This is a genomic window from Flaviramulus aquimarinus (assembly GCF_039543205.1).
Classification (GTDB): Bacteria; Bacteroidota; Bacteroidia; order Flavobacteriales; family Flavobacteriaceae; genus Flaviramulus_B; species Flaviramulus_B aquimarinus.
The window spans coordinates 257,489-273,564 of the sequence record NZ_BAABJH010000001.1 but is presented as its reverse complement, the minus strand read 5'-3'; the positions used below and the strand labels follow the sequence as shown (position 1 = coordinate 273,564).

Genomic DNA, 16,076 nt, shown 5'->3' with positions numbered 1-16,076 from the left:
ACTATATAAAAATAATAGGTTTGCACATCCTTATTGGTTTTGCCGTATATAGTTTTGAAATGCTGTCAAAAATATACTTATTAGGAATATTTGTGTTTTATGTAAATGCTATATTTAAAGCAAAGCCATCTCAGAAAGTTTTAAAAGTGTTAATGGCATGTAGCTATGTGGTAGGCGCAGAGGTTTTTTTAAGAATGACCGATGGTAATTTACTCTACGAAACCTCTAAATATTTAGTGATTATTTTTTGTTTGATAGGGATTTTTTCTACAAGACTTAAAGAACCCATTCCTTACTTAATTTATATTGTTTTACTTGTTCCTGGAATACTGGTTGCGGGATTTAATATAACAGCAGAGACTACCATAAGAACAGCCATAGCTTTTAATTTAAGTGGACCAGTATGTTTAGGTATTGTTGCAATTTTTGCATATAAACAGCGTATAGCCTATATGGATATGCACAAAGTGCTATTAACAATGGCACTACCACTAGTTACAACAGCAACATATTTGTTTCTGTTTACGCCAAGTATTAAAGACGTGTTAACAGGTACAGGTTCTAATTTTGCTGCTTCAGGTGGTTTTGGGCCCAATCAAGTATCAACCGTATTAGGTTTGGGGATGTTTGTTTTTAGCATTCGTTTTTTTATGCTATCGCCCTCAGTGTTTCTTAAAATAATAAACGGATCTCTTTTAGCCATTATTAGTTATAGAGGAATTATAACATTTAGTAGAGGAGGTATTATTACCGCTTTAATCATGGTGTTTGTTTTTGTTTATTTGTATTTTATGAAAGTAAACACTAAAGCTAAGTTCAGAATAAGTAGAACCATTTTTGTTTTTATGGGCGTAGCATTATTAATTTGGTTATTTTCTTCAATACAAACTAGTGGGCTTATTGATAAAAGGTATGCTAATCAAGATGCATTAGGGCGCGAAAAACAAGATGTTTCTACTGGAAGATCAGATTTGGTTTCTTTTGAAATAGACGAGTTTTTAAAAAATCCAGTTTTAGGCGTTGGTGTTGGAAAAATAAAAGAACTTCGGCAAAAAAGTGAAGGCATAGAAGCAGCATCCCACAACGAGATGAGCCGTATTTTATCCGAACATGGTTTGTTTGGAATGACGGCATTGATAATTTTATTAATTGCCCCTTTGTTGGTTCGATTAAGGAATAAATCGAATATTTTCTTTTACTCGTGTTACTTATTTTGGTTTTTAACCATCAATCACTCCTCAATGCGTATTGCAGCACCTGCATTTGTATATGGATTATGTTTGTTGGATATTCAATATAAAAGTACTGTTAAACGTAAAATAAAAAGCAATAAATCTAAAAGGCAATCAATCCCCATAAGTCATTGAAAAATATAGTTTACATAGGAAATAAATGGAATAAGAACAGGAATGCCAATTTTACATCTATTGATCTGTTAGAGCCTTTATTCACCGATTGTGGTTATACCGTTTTTTCAGCCTCAGATAAGAAAAATATCTTTTTAAGGATGATTAATATGTTATGGTTATGTTTCAAACAAAGAAATAAAACTGATTATGTTTTAATAGACACTTATGGGACATTAAATTTTTATTATGCCTATTTAGTAAGTCAATTTTGTAGAATCCTTAAACTAAAATATTTACCCATACTCCATGGTGGTAAGTTACCAGATAGATTAAAGAATTTCCCTGTAATGTCTAGAGCCATATTCAAAAATGCCCATTTAAATATAGCACCTTCATTATTTACCAAATCTAATTTTGAAGCATCAGGTTACACAAATATTATTTGTATTCCTAATACAGTAAAACTTGAAAACTATACTTTTAAAGAGAGAACTTTTAATGATATAAAATTGCTTTGGGTACGGTCGTTTTCTAAAATGTATAATCCTTTATTGGCAATAAAAATTATAAAGTTGCTTAACGATAAAAACATTAAAGCTGAACTTTGTATGGTAGGTCCAGACAGTGATGGAAGTTTGCTTGATGTTAAAAACTATGCTGATGAGTTGGGAGTTGTGGTTACATTTACAGGGAAATTATCAAAACAAGAATGGATAAAACGATCTAATCATTATAATATTTTTATAAATACCACAAATGTAGATAATATGCCCGTAAGTGTTATAGAATCAATGGCTTTGGGCTTACCAGTTATATCTACAAATGTTGGGGGAATACCTTTTTTAATTGAAGATGACAAAACAGGTATTTTAGTAGAACCAAATTCGGTTGAGGCATTTGTAATGGCTATAATAAGATTGATGAATTCTCCTGATGATACCAGAAAAATGGTTAAAAATGCACGCGAATATGCAGAGCAGTTTGATTGGAAAACTATTAAAAATCAATGGGTAGAAGTTCTACGATAATTCAAAACTTTATAAAAGTACGAAGTCTTACAGTAATTTTGAGGCTTAATTAAATTTACTTATTATCTTTATAACCTCTCAATCGAGTTCTAGAATGTCTAATAGCAGTATCCATTTTAATATATCGGAACGTAAAATTCTTTTACGTCTTCTAGATATCATTTCAATACTCTTGGTATTGTATTTTGTTGGAAACACATTCGATTTTCATTATTTCACGATAACAAAAGAAAATTGGCGATGGGTTTTTGTTCTAATTTTATATGTTTCAATATTTGGAACTATTTTTGAACTTTATGATTTACAAAAGTCCAGTAAGATTGAAAAAATTTCAACAAGTATTGTTTTTACTGTATCTACAACCGTGTTGTTTTACTTTTTAACACCTTTTTTTACACCTATATTGCCAGATAACCGTCTTCAAATCCTTTTCTTTTATTTTGCGATTCTAGTTGCACTCATTTTGTGGAGATTAGCGTATATCAATTTTGTGGTGTCTCCTAGATTTTATAAAAAGGTTTTGATTATTGGTGAGACATCTAATATTGAAACTATTGTTGATGCCTTTAAAAGTTCAGACCCTAATTATAAGATCGTTGGATTTGTTAACTGTGAAATAAATAAATTTGAAGCGTTAAAGTTTAATGCCATTCCAGAATATAGCCCCGATCAGATTTTAGAAGTTATTAAAAATGAAAGTATATCTGAAATTGTTATAGCAAGTTATAACTCAGAAGCGATTACTTCAGGTATTTATTATACACTTATAAAGTTACTGGAAGAAGGCTTCCCTATAAAGGAATATACTCAGGTTTATGAGGAAATGACACAGCGTATCCCAGTGCAATTTGTTGGAAAAGATTTTTATAAATATTTTCCATTTAGTCGGAGCAATCAGAATAAATTATACTTGTTTTTTCATCGTTTTTTTGATATCATTATTTCCGTTATTGGTCTTTTAATTGGAATACTGTTTTTGCCGCTTTTCTTACTAGGTAATAGTATTGCTAATCGTGGTGCTCTTTTTTATTCTCATAAAAGAATAGGGAAAAACGGAAAGGTTTTTAAAATACTTAAATTCCGAACAATGATTAAGAATGCAGAAAAAACAGGGGCAGTTTGGGCAAAAAAAGGCGATGTAAGGGTTACCCCTTTTGGCAAGTTTTTAAGACATACAAGATTAGATGAAATACCACAGTTTATAAACATTTTAAAGGGTGAAATGAGTTTAATAGGGCCAAGGCCAGAACGTCCTTATTTTGTCAAAGAGCTATCACAAATGCTACCTTTTTATGAAACTCGACATATTGTTAAACCTGGTCTTACTGGTTGGGCACAAGTAAAAACGAGATATGGGTCTTCGGTAGATGATAGCTTGCTTAAGCTACAATATGATTTATACTATATTAAGCATAGAAGCTTTTTGTTAGATATAAATATTTTAATAAAAACACTGAGTACTGTTATTTTCTTTAGAGGGCAGTAATTCAGTTTGCAGTATTTAGTCTCAGTTATTAGTATTCGGTGATTGCTATTATTGATTGTAGTGAGACACTAAATACATATATCTAATAAATAATCCCAATAACAACGGAATTAGTCCAATAGCAAAAACCTGAATACCAATTATCCAATGCAGCGTTAATAAGCATAAAAGAATAATTAAAAGCTTGATGTACTTGATAAACCAAACGCTTACTTTTTTTCTAAAAAATTGACCTATTACTAAAATATTAAGTGCAAATGCCCACAACAGATTATAGTTTTGATGTGTGCCTTTATGATCTGTTGCAAACCAAAGCAACAAAATAAGGATGCCAATAACACCAGTTATAAAAAACAAAGTTATATCTAACCACTTGCTTTGCTTGTGATTTTTATAATCTTTATAAGTTATAAAAATAATAAGCAATCCAATAATTCCAAATATAAAAATAGGACTTGTTAGAAATGAATTTGATTTGGTGATTTTTTTCTGTGTAAAAAGTACTTGCCGCTCTTTAATTAACTGGCGATTAGCATTTTTTATAGTGGCAATATCAAAAAAGTTATAAATATTTTCAGGTAAAAACATATGGTCTTCAGAGCTTGCTTTTCTATCAATAACGGACCCTAAGGCTAAATCGATACCAAAACTTCCCCAAGAATTTCTATTTAAATTATTTTGAATCAACGTTCTAAAAGAGGCCGCTTTAAAATTCTCGGGAGTACTAAAAATTACATTGTTGTTTAAAGCAAGGATAGTAACATCTTTAATTTTTGTAGCACAATTATCAAAAAAGAATTCATACAAGTACCTTCTATTTTCTGGTTTGTAATTATTAATTAAATAATCGTATAACTTCTGCTTTTCTGTTTGAGAAAGATTTAAAACTTGTTCTTTTAAAGTTCTATTAAAGTATGTGTAAATTTGATAAAACCTATTAAAACTTGTTTTGTTTATTAAATAATTTAGTTTTCCTTGAGCGAATTTTAAATAGAAATTTGGGGCATTAAAATCATATTCGCCATAGCCATATACCTCATCAATACCAAGCTTTTGATCTTTAATTCTAAACGCACTATGCCCAAAAGCATCATTCAAAGAGGTGCCCGGACCAACAGTAAGTACGCTAATTTCTGCTTCATTAGATAACCTGTTTTGCTGAGCATTTGATAGTTTTACAAATAAAAAAAAGAAGACTAAAAATAGTGTTTTTTGCATTACCTAAAGATACTAAAATCGAGTTTTAAAGAAAACACGTTAGAATATAAAGCGACACTTTGGTCTCCTATATCTGTAAACGCATAATCTATTTGAATACCGTTGTATTTAAAACCTAAACCAAAACTTGGTTGGAAGCTTAATTGTTCTGTGTCATCAATCTGTAATTCATTTTGAAAGTTACCCATACCAGCACGTAAATAAACCATGTCGATGTATCCAAATTCAAAACCTAATGCTGGGTTTATACTGGCAAATGATGTTGAAATGATATCGTTGTTTTCTTCAAAACGAACATTTAAGTTTACTGCGGTTAAAAGGGTATAATCATAATTAAAATCTACTAATTTTGAAATACCTATTTGTAATTTTGGAATAGTAATTTCTGTGCTTTCGGGCAATTCTTGGTTTTGACCTTCAACGGCATCTCGAATCGTAGCAAATTGGTCTTCATCAATGGCCCAGGCATTAAATGTGGTTGTAATATCTCTTGCCATGATACCAAATTTCCAATTATTATCCGTTTCAAATTGAACACCTAAATCTAAGCCAAAGCCCCAAGATGAAGCAAAATCACCTATAACACGTCTAATGACTTTTGCGTTAATACCATAATTTAAACCATCTAAAGGAAGTTTTCTTGCATATGAAAATGTAAGTCCATAATCTGCCGTAGAAAACAAACTAATTCTGTCGTAGTTTATATTGCCTTGAGAATCAATAAGTTGTGTTGTATTTAAAATATCATCAACTGCAAACCGTATTAAAGAGATACTAACAGCACTTCTATCATCAAGTGGGACGGCATATGCGGCATAATCATAATTTGCAATATTAGCAAAATAACTAGAGTGCATGAGTGCTAATTGATTGTCTTCAAGCTGAACAAGTCCTGCTGGATTCCAATATCCAGAATTAACATCAGCAGTGTGAGATGTTACAGCACTACTCATGGCCAAAGCAGCAGCATCCACACCAATATTCATAAACTCGTTAGAATATTTCCTAACGGTTTGACTAAATAATGATACCGATATTACACAAAAAAATGTAGTTATGTAAAGTCTCAATCGCAATTTTTTTACAAAGATGCACATAATACCAATTTAATCATAAAATATCATGTTCAAATCAATACAATATTTAAAGCTATAAACTTGAAATTATACTAGATATTGCTTTAGACGAGATTTGTTTGCTATTTTTACAAAATAAATTTCTTGATATGACAAAACATATACCTAATATATTAACGCTTTTAAACTTATTGTGCGGGAGTATTGCAGTTGTTTTAGCTGTAAATAATAACTTAATTACTGCTGCGTTATTTGTGTTTTTGGGTATATTCTTTGATTTTTTTGATGGTTTTGCTGCTAGAAAATTAAAGGTTCAAAGTGAACTGGGTTTACAGCTCGATTCTTTGGCCGATATGGTAACTAGTGGTTTGGTTCCAGGAATTGTAATGTATAAATTGTTGGAATTCACTATAGATACTCCAAGTGTTTCCGATAATAGCTGGACTTCAAATACAAATGGGTTAGATTTTAATTTACCGATACTTCCTCTTTTAGGGTTGCTAATTACTTTAGCTTCGGCATATAGATTGGCTGTATTTAATCTTGATCTAGACCAACAATCGTATTTTAAAGGTTTGCCAACACCAGCAAATACGCTATTAATAATGTCATTACCATTAATCATTGAGTTTCAAAATAATGATGCTATAAATGCTATCATTCTAAACCAATGGTTTTTAATAGGACTTACATTAATAAGCTGTTATATTTTAAATTCGAACATTAAACTTTTTGCGTTAAAGTTTAAAGATTTTAGTTTTAAAAATAATGCAACTCGATACATTTTTTTAATACTGTGTGCGGTACTTTTAATTGTGCTTCAATTTGCCGCAATCCCATTAGTTATATTACTTTATATCATCATGTCTGTTTTAGACAATTTAACTTCAAAATAAAAACATGGCATCAGGATTTTTTGCATTGTTAGACGACATAGCGGCTTTAATGGACGACGTTGTTGTAATGAGTAAAATAAGTACAAAAAAAACAGCAGGAATTTTGGGTGATGATTTAGCTGTTAATGCCGAAAAGGCCACAGGCTTTGTTTCCTCAAGAGAGTTACCTGTTTTATGGGCTATTACTAAAGGTTCTGCACGTAATAAGTTAATTATATTGCCAATTGCTTTCTTACTTAGTGCTTTTGCACCCTGGGCGGTTACTTTGGCTTTAATTTTAGGAGGTGTTTATTTGGCTTTTGAAGGCTTTGAAAAAATATATCATTTTTTGTTTCATCGCAAACATGAGGACAATGAAAAAACAAACTCTGAGGATGTTATTGTTCTGTCTGAAGAGGAGCAAGTTGTTGCTGAAAAAATGAAAATAAAATCAGCAATTTTTACTGATTTTATATTATCGGTAGAAATTGTAATTATAGCACTTGGAACAGTAATAGGTAGACCTATTTTGTTTCAAATTTTAGTAGTATCTATAGTTGCTATTATAGCTACAATTGGTGTTTATGGTATTGTTGCCCTTATAGTTAGAATGGATGATTTTGGTTTGAAACTGTTAGGTTTAAATGATAATAAAAAAAGTATATCACATATAGTAGGAAATGCTTTGATTAATGTATTGCCGTGGGTTATTAAAAGCCTGTCGGTTATTGGTACCATAGCTTTATTGCTTGTAGCTGGTGGTATTTTTGTTCATAATATAGACTTTTTGCATCATTTTTTAGAAACAATCCCCAGTTTTATTCGAGATTTAATTATAGGTTTAGCCGTTGGGTTTTTGGCATTTTTACTAGTAAGATTGTTTGTTTTTGTTAGGAAGACATTATTTAAGGGACAAGAAGGTCAATGAGGATTAAATTATAAAATAGACTTAGACATGTTTATTTTTAATTAAAATTATCAAATAAGTCTTTGGCTTTAGTCTCGAATTTTCTTTTTGCGTAGCTCAAAATTCTGTCCTAAATACACTTTACGTACCATTTCATCATTAGCAAGTTCTTCAGGTTCACCAGCTTTAAGAATACTACCTTCAAACATTAAGTAGGTTCTATCTGTAATAGCCAGAGTTTCCTGTACATTATGGTCGGTTATAAGTATACCGATATTCTTTTTGGTAAGTTGTGCTACAATACGTTGTATATCCTCAACAGCAACAGGATCTACACCGGCAAAAGGTTCGTCTAATAAGATAAAACTAGGGTCGGTTGCTAACGCCCGTGCGATTTCGGTACGTCTACGCTCTCCACCAGATAATAAATCCCCTCTGCTTTTTCTAATATGACCTAAACCAAATTCTTCAATAAGCGATTCCATCTTATGATGTTGCTCTTTCTTGCTCAGTTTGGTAAGTTGAAGTACGCTTAAAATATTATCTTCAATACTCAATTTTCTAAAAACAGAGGCTTCTTGAGCTAAATACCCAATACCATTTTGTGCACGTTTATACATAGGGTATTTGGTGATTTCTGTATTATCTAAAAAAATATGACCACCGTTTGGTTTTATTAAACCAACAATCATGTAAAACGATGTTGTTTTACCAGCACCGTTTGGTCCTAAAAGGCCAACAATTTCACCTTGATTAACTTGCAGGGAAACGTCTTTTACCACCTTTCGTCCACTGTAGGACTTCATTAAATTATCAGCTTTTAAAATCATATTTTATAATTAACGTTAAAATTAATAAAATCATATACACTATTACAATAGAATATTGAGTTTTATTTTTTTATTGTCTTTGTTCTAATATTCAAGTAGTGTTGCGGTTAGAATTTATTTATTTTTCTACTTCTAATGCATCCCAAAATTCATAAGCACGACGCAAATGAGGAATAACAATAGTACCGCCAACTAAAGTAGCAATACTTAGAGCTTCAACAACTTCTTCTTTTTTTAATCCTAGCTTATAGCTTGTTTCTAAATGGTATTTAACACAATCATCACAACGTAAAACAGCAGATGCTACTAGTCCTAAAAGTTCTTTAGTCTTAACATCTAAAGCCCCTTCAGAAAAAGCGTTTGTGTCTAAATTAAATATTCGCTTGATAACTTTATTGTTATCTGCTAAAATTTTATTGTTCATTTTAGCACGATAGTCATTAAATTCTTTAACAATTTCAGACATATTGTTTCTCTTTTTTCTTTTGATTTCTAACCACAATTTTAGAAATATAAATGCTTACTTGATATAAGACTAAAATTGGAATAGCAACAATAACTTGACTTGCAATATCTGGAGGTGTTATTATAGCCGAAAGCACCAAAACTATAACTAAAGCATATTTTCTATAGGTTTTTAAAAATTTGGGTGTTACCAATCCTATTTTGGTTAAAAAATAAACGATGATAGGAAGTTCAAAAATCAACCCTGATGCCAGTACAGATGATCTAACTAAAGCAATGTAAGAGCTAATATCTATTTGGTTGTCCACTAAATCTGCTATACTATAATTAGCCAAGAAGTTTATTGATAAAGGTGTAACAATATAATAGCCAAATAACACACCTAAAAAGAACAGAAGCGATGAAATGATTATAAAGCCTCGGGAATGCTTACGTTCATTACTATGTAAACCAGGACTAATAAATTTCCATAATTCATATATAACATATGGAAATGAGATAATAAACCCACCAAGAATAGCAGTCCAGATGTCTGCTGAAAACTGACCAGCCATGGTTCTATTCTGTAAAATCAAGGGTATTTTATCATTACAAAATGTGGTATCAAAATTAATATACGTAGCTGTTTTACATAAAAAGTCATAAGTTGGAAAACTCATGTCCAAAGGCGCAAAAATTATTTCTTTAAATATAAAACGACTAAAAATAAAAGCTAAAGTAGCAACTATGACTATGGACAAACAAATTCTAATTAAATGCCAACGTAAATCTTCAAGATGATCTAAAAAAGACATCTCATTAATATTCTTATTTGCCATTATATAATGCCTTCTTTTATTAAATCGTGTAAGTGCACAACACCTTCATATTTGCCGTTTTCTTCAACAAGTAATTGAGAGATACCATTGGTTTCCATAACTTCTAAAGCATCAATAGCCATAGCTCCTGCCTCAATACGCCTAGGGTCTTTACTCATAATATCTTTTGCTTTTAACTTAGAAAAATCATCAACTTTTGATAACATTCTACGTAAATCACCATCTGTTATGATACCAATAATTTTATCGTTTTCAACTACAGCAGTAACACCTAACATTTTTTCGGTAATTTCAACAATAACCTCACTTATATTATTATCAATATTGACTTTAGGTTTTTCATTAACTGAAGAAATATCTTGAACTCTCAAGTATAGTTTTTTTCCTAGTGAACCACCTGGATGGTATTTAGCAAAGTCATTACTCGAAAAACCACGTAATTCTAATAAACAAACGGCTAAGGCATCACCAATAACCAATTGAGCCGTGGTGCTAGTCGTTGGGGCTAAATTATTTGGACAGGCTTCTTTTTCAACAAAAGCATTTAAAATATAATCAGCATGTTGCCCCAAAAAAGAATCTTTATTTCCAGTAATCGCTATCATTTTATTTTTAGCACTTTTAATCAATGGTACTAATACTTTAATTTCTGGTGTATTACCGCTTTTAGAAATACAAATAACGACATCATCTTTAAGAATTAAACCTAAATCGCCATGAATGGCATCGGCAGCATGCATAAAAATAGAAGGTGTTCCTGTTGAATTTAAAGTGGCTACAATTTTATTGGCTATGATGGCACTTTTACCAATTCCAGTAATAATAACACGACCTTGAGAATTGTAAATAAGTTGTGTTGCTTCAGCAAAATCATCTGTTATTAAATTTGATAAGTTAAAAATGGCTTCACTTTCCATTTCAATAGTTTGCTTTGCTATTTGAATAATAGAATTTTTGTCTTTCAAAACTTATTATTTTTTAGTTGATGTTTAAAGATTTTCTTATCTTTAAATGTTTACCAAATTAAATTTTATTGTAATTTGGATTTTCGTTACAAAACTAACGAAAAAAAATATGAGGGTTCTTCAAATGCATTATTAAATTAATCAACAAAAATTTTGATGTTCGTTGGAGTTTTAATTAAGTAAAATAATTTTATACAATTCATGTTAATAGCTAAAAGTGATATTCATGCTGCACTAAAGAAATATTTTGGTTTTAGTAAATTCAAAGGACTTCAAGAAGATGTTATAGAAAGTTTATTATCGGGAAATCATACATTTGTAATTATGCCTACAGGAGGAGGTAAATCACTCTGTTATCAATTACCGGCATTAATGCAAGAAGGTACAGCTATTGTAGTTTCTCCATTAATTGCGTTAATGAAAAATCAAGTAGATGCTATAAGAGGCGTTTCTAAAGAAGATGGTGTAGCACATGTACTTAATTCTTCATTAAATAAAACCGAAGTAAAGCAAGTTAAAGAGGATATTGTAAATGGTATTACCAAGTTGCTATATGTAGCTCCTGAATCTTTAACTAAAGAAGAAAATGTTGAATTTTTAAGGTCGGTAAAAGTGTCTTTTATGGCCATAGACGAGGCACATTGTATAAGTGAATGGGGACATGATTTTAGACCAGAATATAGGAACTTACGTCATATTATTGGGCGCATAGGCGATAATATTCCAATTATAGGTTTAACAGCTACTGCCACGCCAAAAGTACAAGAAGATATTATTAAGAATTTAGGAATAGGTAACGCCACAACGTTTAAGGCTTCTTTTAATAGACCTAATTTATACTACGAGGTACGACCAAAAACGAAAAATGTAGATGCTGATATTATTCGTTTTGTAAAACAAAATGACGGGAAATCGGGTATTGTATATTGTTTAAGTAGAAAACGTGTTGAAGAATTGGCTCAGGTTCTACAAGTAAATGGTGTAAAAGCGGTGCCTTATCATGCAGGACTAGATGCTAAAACAAGATCGAGTCATCAAGATAAGTTTTTGATGGAAGACGTAGATGTTGTGGTAGCTACCATTGCATTTGGGATGGGTATTGATAAGCCCGATGTGCGCTTTGTAATCCATCATGATATTCCTAAAAGTATAGAAAGTTATTATCAAGAAACCGGTAGAGCTGGTCGTGATGGAGGAGAAGGGCATTGCTTGGCATTTTATGCCTACAAGGATATTGAAAAGTTAGAAAAATTCATGTCTGGAAAACCTGTAGCTGAACAAGAAATAGGACAGGCTTTATTACAGGAAGTTGTTGCTTTTGCGGAAACTTCAATCTCTAGAAGAAAATTTATTTTGCATTATTTTGGTGAAGAGTTTGACACTAAAACGGGTGAAGGTGGTGATATGGATGATAACATCAGGCATCCAAAAAAGCAAGTTGAGGCTAAAAACGAAGTGAAATTACTTCTTGAAATCATAGATAATACAAACCAAAAATACAAGTCTAAGGACTTAGTAAATGTCCTTATTGGAAAAGAAAATGCCTTAATAAACTCTCATAAAACCAATGAACAACCATTTTTTGGTAAGGGAAAAGATAAAGATAATAAATATTGGATGGCCTTGTTAAGACAGGTTTTAGTTGCTGGTTATCTTAGAAAAGACATTGAAACTTACGGAGTTATTAAATTATCAGATACTGGCAGAGACTTTATAAAAACTCCAGTATCTTTTATGATGACCGAAGATCATATATTTGAGGGCGAACAGGAAGATGGTAGTATTGTTACTGCTGCAAAAAGTAATGGTGCGGTAGCAGATAAGGTACTCATAAAAATGCTCAAAGATTTACAAAAATCTGTTGCAAAAAAGGCAGATGTACCACCATATGCTGTTTTTCAAGAATTTTCTTTAGAGGATATGGCTTTAAAATATCCTATTAATTTAACTGAATTAGCTAATGTTCATGGTGTAGGTGAGGGTAAAGCTAAAAAATATGGTAAAGAATTTGTTGCCTTAATAGAAAAATATGTTGAAGAAAATGATATTACACGCCCAGATGATTTAGTAGTAAAGTCTACAGGAAGCAATTCTGCTAATAAACTATATATCATACAGAATATAGATAGAAAATTACCGCTAGATGATATAGCATCTTCCAAAGGGATGTCTATGGAAGACTTCATTAAAGCCATGGAAGTTATAGTATATTCAGGAACTAAGCTTAATATAGATTATTGGATCCATGATATTTTAGATGAAGACCAGCAAGAAGAAATTCATGACTATTTTATGGAATCAGAAACTGATGATATTGATGAGGCTATTGAAGAGTTTGATGGGGATTATGATGATGATGAACTTCGATTATATCGAATAAAATTTATTAGCGAAGTCGCTAACTAGTTTATAACGTAGTAAAACTAATATCCTGTTTTTTAGTTGACAATTTTAAAGTTTTAATCCCTTTTTTATCGAATTTTGGGATATCCGCTTCTTCAATTTGAAAATCAATTCTGGTAATATATCTATTAGATACATTATAATGATTTGATTCAAATTCATTGATATCCGAATTTAAAATTAAATTAAAATTTTCGCCTTCTACATTAAGCTTTGCACCTTTCATAGTTTTAATTTTAAAAGCACCGACAATTATGGTTATTATATAGTAGTAGCCTCCTAATTCAGAAATTTTTGCAAAAAACACATTGTGTTCCGAAACAGCAAATGCTTCTTCATCAATAGAATTTATAATATCTTCAATATCATTATCTATTTGAGTGTGTTTCATGGCTCGGGTATTACCAAAAGCAGCTAAAATTTTATTAAAATTAAACTTCATAAAAAACAATTTTGGTAAAGCTAGAATTATAATTATAAAGTGCAAAACTATAATCGTAAATCATTTCATGATTTTGCTTAAGTATTAAGTTTTAGTTATGTATGTTTTATATATTTGCATCTTCAAATAAAATTAAAACAATGCAAGACGGATTATACGCAAAATTTAATACAACAAAAGGAGAAATCCTTGTAGCTTTAGAATACAAAAAAACACCAGGAACAGTTGGTCATTTTGTATCCTTAGCAGAAGGGAACTTAGAAAACAAAGTTAAGCCTCAAGGAACACCATATTATGATGGATTAAATTTCCATAGAGTGATACCAGATTTTATGATTCAAGGTGGTTGCCCACAAGGCTCTGGTTCTGGTAATCCAGGGTATCAATTTGATGATGAGTTTCATCCAGATTTAAAACATGATGGCCCAGGTGTTTTATCTATGGCAAATGCAGGGCCAGGCACTAATGGAAGCCAGTTTTTTATAACCCATATTGAAACTAGTTGGTTGGATGGAAAGCATACCGTTTTTGGAAAAGTAGAACATGGTCAAGATGTAGTCGATGCTACAGAACAAGGCGATAAAATTGAAACTTTGGAAATTATTAGAGTTGGCGCAGATGCTCAAGCGTTTAATTCTGTTGAAGCATTTAGAACATTTGAAGGTTCTAGAGAAAAAAGACAAGCAGAAGCCAAAGCTGCTATAGAAGCAAAGCTAGATGAAATTGCTGTTGGGTTTAACAAAACAGATAGTGGGTTGCGTTATCAAATTATTCAAGAGGGTAGCGGTGCAAAAGCAGAAAAAGGTAAAACTGTTTCTGTACATTATAAAGGACAGTTACCAGATGGAACTGTTTTTGATTCTTCATACAAGCGCAATGAACCTATTGCTTTTCCTTTAGGCGTTGGACAGGTTATTTCTGGTTGGGATGAAGGGATTCAATTATTAAAAATTGGAGATAAAGCACGTTTTGTAATACCAAGTCATTTAGGCTATGGTAGCAGAGGCGCAGGAGGCGTTATTCCACCAGATGCTACTTTAGTATTTGATGTAGAATTGATGGATGTAAAATAATAAAGTATACATTTCACCTTAAAATATGAGACTGTCTGAAAAGGCAGTCTTTTTTTTAGCCATAAAACACCAAATGACTAATAATTATTTAGCTTCATCGATTATATTTTTTACTAAAATTATCTAGATATACTTTTGTTATGTGATCAGTGTAAAACAAACAAATTTATATTCCGAAGTCCTTAAAGAATTGAATTATTCTTTTGGAGATATTTTTATTTTTGAAGGGTTTATTGTTTCTGAAATTAAACAAGGTATTAATTTTAGTTGGAACAATCATGCTAAGCAAATTGTTGAAGATGTGTCTTGTTTTTTAGGTACTGACGGAAGAGACCTTGTTTATATTTCAAATCGTATTAATACCTATGCTGTTGTTGCCATAGATTGGCTAAAGTTTTTTAAAAACCAATATTCCTTAAAGGGCTATTACGTGGTAAGTAATAGTAAGTTTAGTTTAATGAATTTAATGGTTGAAGAATTATTCTTTAGAAATAAAATAAAAAATTTTAAATCCATTTATTCTGCTGTAAATTGGACTAAAAAAGGAAGCGCCATAGTTGCTTAGTATTTCTTTATCTTTGTTTTTATGACAGAGCAAGAACTACAAAACTTCAAATACCCTATTGGACTATTTGATTGTCCAAACACAATTTCCAAACAACATATTGAAAGCTGGATTTCTATTTTAGAGCATTTTCCAATGCGTTTGGAAAAACTAGTTAGTACTTTAACAGACGAGCAGTTAAATACTGTTTATAGACCTGATGGGTGGACGATTAGGCAAGTTGTTCATCATGTTTCAGACAGTCATCACCATAGTTACACACGTTTTAAATGGGCATTAACCGAAGATAAACCTGTAATAAAAGCCTATTACGAAGATCGTTGGGCAGAACTTATAGACTCTAAAAATGCTCCGATTCAAATGTCTTTAAGTCATATTAGGGCTATTCATTTTAAGTTGGTATACTTATTAAAAAGATTGTCGGAAGAAGATTTTAATAAATGTTTTATTCACCCAGAAACCAATAGTGAGGTTAAATTAAATTATAATGTTGGTAATTACGCTTGGCATAGTAACCATCATTATGCACACATTGAAAATTTGATGAAACGTAAAGGTTGGATTTAAATACATCAC

General features: G+C 31.2%; 16 protein-coding genes. 9 read left to right on the top strand and 7 right to left on the bottom strand.

Features of this window, described 5'->3' with window-relative positions; genetic code table 11:
* Positions 1-20: 20 nt before the first annotated feature.
* From ABD941_RS01235 to ABD941_RS01225, 3 genes are all read left to right on the top strand, one after another.
* Positions 21-1,367, top strand: coding sequence for an O-antigen ligase family protein (locus tag ABD941_RS01235; protein WP_345272118.1), 1,347 nt, complete (start codon positions 21-23; stop codon positions 1,365-1,367).
* A complete protein-coding gene (locus ABD941_RS01230) occupies positions 1,364-2,377 on the top strand; it encodes a glycosyltransferase family 4 protein (protein WP_345272117.1) in 1,014 nt (337 codons plus the stop codon). The genes ABD941_RS01235 and ABD941_RS01230 overlap by 4 nt, the downstream gene beginning before the upstream one ends.
* Before the next feature lie 94 nt (positions 2,378-2,471).
* Positions 2,472-3,863 (top strand): sugar transferase, encoded by a 1,392-nt coding sequence (locus tag ABD941_RS01225; protein ID WP_345272116.1) that lies wholly within the window; start codon positions 2,472-2,474, stop codon positions 3,861-3,863.
* A 48-nt stretch (positions 3,864-3,911) separates the two neighbouring features.
* On the opposite strand, the gene ABD941_RS01220 is transcribed toward ABD941_RS01225, so the two are convergent.
* Both ABD941_RS01220 and ABD941_RS01215 read right to left on the bottom strand, forming a co-directional pair.
* Positions 3,912-5,081, bottom strand: coding sequence for a lipoprotein N-acyltransferase Lnb domain-containing protein (locus ABD941_RS01220; protein WP_345272115.1), 1,170 nt, complete (start codon positions 5,079-5,081; stop codon positions 3,912-3,914).
* Positions 5,081-6,178, bottom strand: a complete 1,098-nt coding sequence (locus ABD941_RS01215) for a putative type IX sorting system protein PorV2 (RefSeq protein ID WP_486321313.1) — start codon at positions 6,176-6,178, stop codon at positions 5,081-5,083. Before ABD941_RS01215 ends, ABD941_RS01220 begins: the two co-directional genes overlap by 1 nt.
* A 128-nt stretch (positions 6,179-6,306) precedes the next feature.
* Here ABD941_RS01215 and ABD941_RS01210 point away from each other — a divergent pair, with 128 nt between their 5' ends.
* Positions 6,307-7,053 (top strand): CDP-alcohol phosphatidyltransferase family protein, encoded by a 747-nt coding sequence (locus ABD941_RS01210; protein ID WP_345272113.1) that lies wholly within the window; start codon positions 6,307-6,309, stop codon positions 7,051-7,053.
* Positions 7,054-7,057: 4 nt separating this feature from the next.
* Positions 7,058-7,960: a DUF808 domain-containing protein gene (locus tag ABD941_RS01205; protein WP_345272112.1), complete on the top strand. Its 903-nt coding sequence runs from the start codon at positions 7,058-7,060 to the stop codon at positions 7,958-7,960.
* A 68-nt stretch (positions 7,961-8,028) separates the two neighbouring features.
* Here ABD941_RS01205 and lptB read toward each other — a convergent pair whose 3' ends face one another.
* The 4 genes from lptB to ABD941_RS01185 all read right to left on the bottom strand — a co-directional run bounded on the left by lptB (position 8,029) and on the right by ABD941_RS01185 (position 10,969).
* Positions 8,029-8,769 (bottom strand): LPS export ABC transporter ATP-binding protein, encoded by a 741-nt coding sequence (gene lptB, locus ABD941_RS01200; RefSeq protein ID WP_345272111.1) that lies wholly within the window; start codon positions 8,767-8,769, stop codon positions 8,029-8,031.
* Between the two features lie 118 nt (positions 8,770-8,887).
* A complete protein-coding gene (locus ABD941_RS01195) occupies positions 8,888-9,235 on the bottom strand; it encodes a carboxymuconolactone decarboxylase family protein (RefSeq protein WP_345272110.1) in 348 nt (115 codons plus the stop codon).
* Positions 9,228-10,052 carry a twin-arginine translocase subunit TatC gene (gene tatC / locus ABD941_RS01190; RefSeq protein WP_345272109.1) on the bottom strand — a complete coding sequence of 275 codons (825 nt, stop codon included), beginning with the start codon at positions 10,050-10,052 and terminating at the stop codon, positions 9,228-9,230. The genes ABD941_RS01195 and tatC overlap by 8 nt, the downstream gene beginning before the upstream one ends.
* Complete coding sequence (locus ABD941_RS01185) at positions 10,052-10,969, bottom strand: KpsF/GutQ family sugar-phosphate isomerase (RefSeq protein WP_425557097.1); 918 nt, start codon at positions 10,967-10,969, stop codon at positions 10,052-10,054. The genes tatC and ABD941_RS01185 overlap by 1 nt, the downstream gene beginning before the upstream one ends.
* A 249-nt stretch (positions 10,970-11,218) precedes the next feature.
* On the opposite strand from ABD941_RS01185, the gene ABD941_RS01180 reads away from it, so the two are divergent.
* Complete coding sequence (locus ABD941_RS01180; RefSeq protein WP_345272107.1) at positions 11,219-13,423, top strand: RecQ family ATP-dependent DNA helicase; 2,205 nt, start codon at positions 11,219-11,221, stop codon at positions 13,421-13,423.
* 1 nt (position 13,424) lies between these two features.
* On the opposite strand, the gene ABD941_RS01175 is transcribed toward ABD941_RS01180, so the two are convergent.
* Complete coding sequence (locus ABD941_RS01175) at positions 13,425-13,862, bottom strand: hypothetical protein (protein ID WP_345272106.1); 438 nt, start codon at positions 13,860-13,862, stop codon at positions 13,425-13,427.
* 140 nt (positions 13,863-14,002) lie between these two features.
* On the opposite strand from ABD941_RS01175, the gene ABD941_RS01170 reads away from it, so the two are divergent.
* From ABD941_RS01170 to ABD941_RS01160, 3 genes are all read left to right on the top strand, one after another.
* Positions 14,003-14,935, top strand: coding sequence for a peptidylprolyl isomerase (locus ABD941_RS01170; RefSeq protein WP_345272105.1), 933 nt, complete (start codon positions 14,003-14,005; stop codon positions 14,933-14,935).
* Between the two features lie 142 nt (positions 14,936-15,077).
* Entirely contained in the window at positions 15,078-15,500 is a 423-nt protein-coding gene (locus ABD941_RS01165; protein WP_345272104.1) for a hypothetical protein, read from the top strand.
* 21 nt (positions 15,501-15,521) lie between these two features.
* A complete protein-coding gene (locus ABD941_RS01160; RefSeq protein ID WP_345272102.1) occupies positions 15,522-16,067 on the top strand; it encodes a YfiT family bacillithiol transferase in 546 nt (181 codons plus the stop codon).
* Positions 16,068-16,076 lie beyond the last annotated feature (9 nt).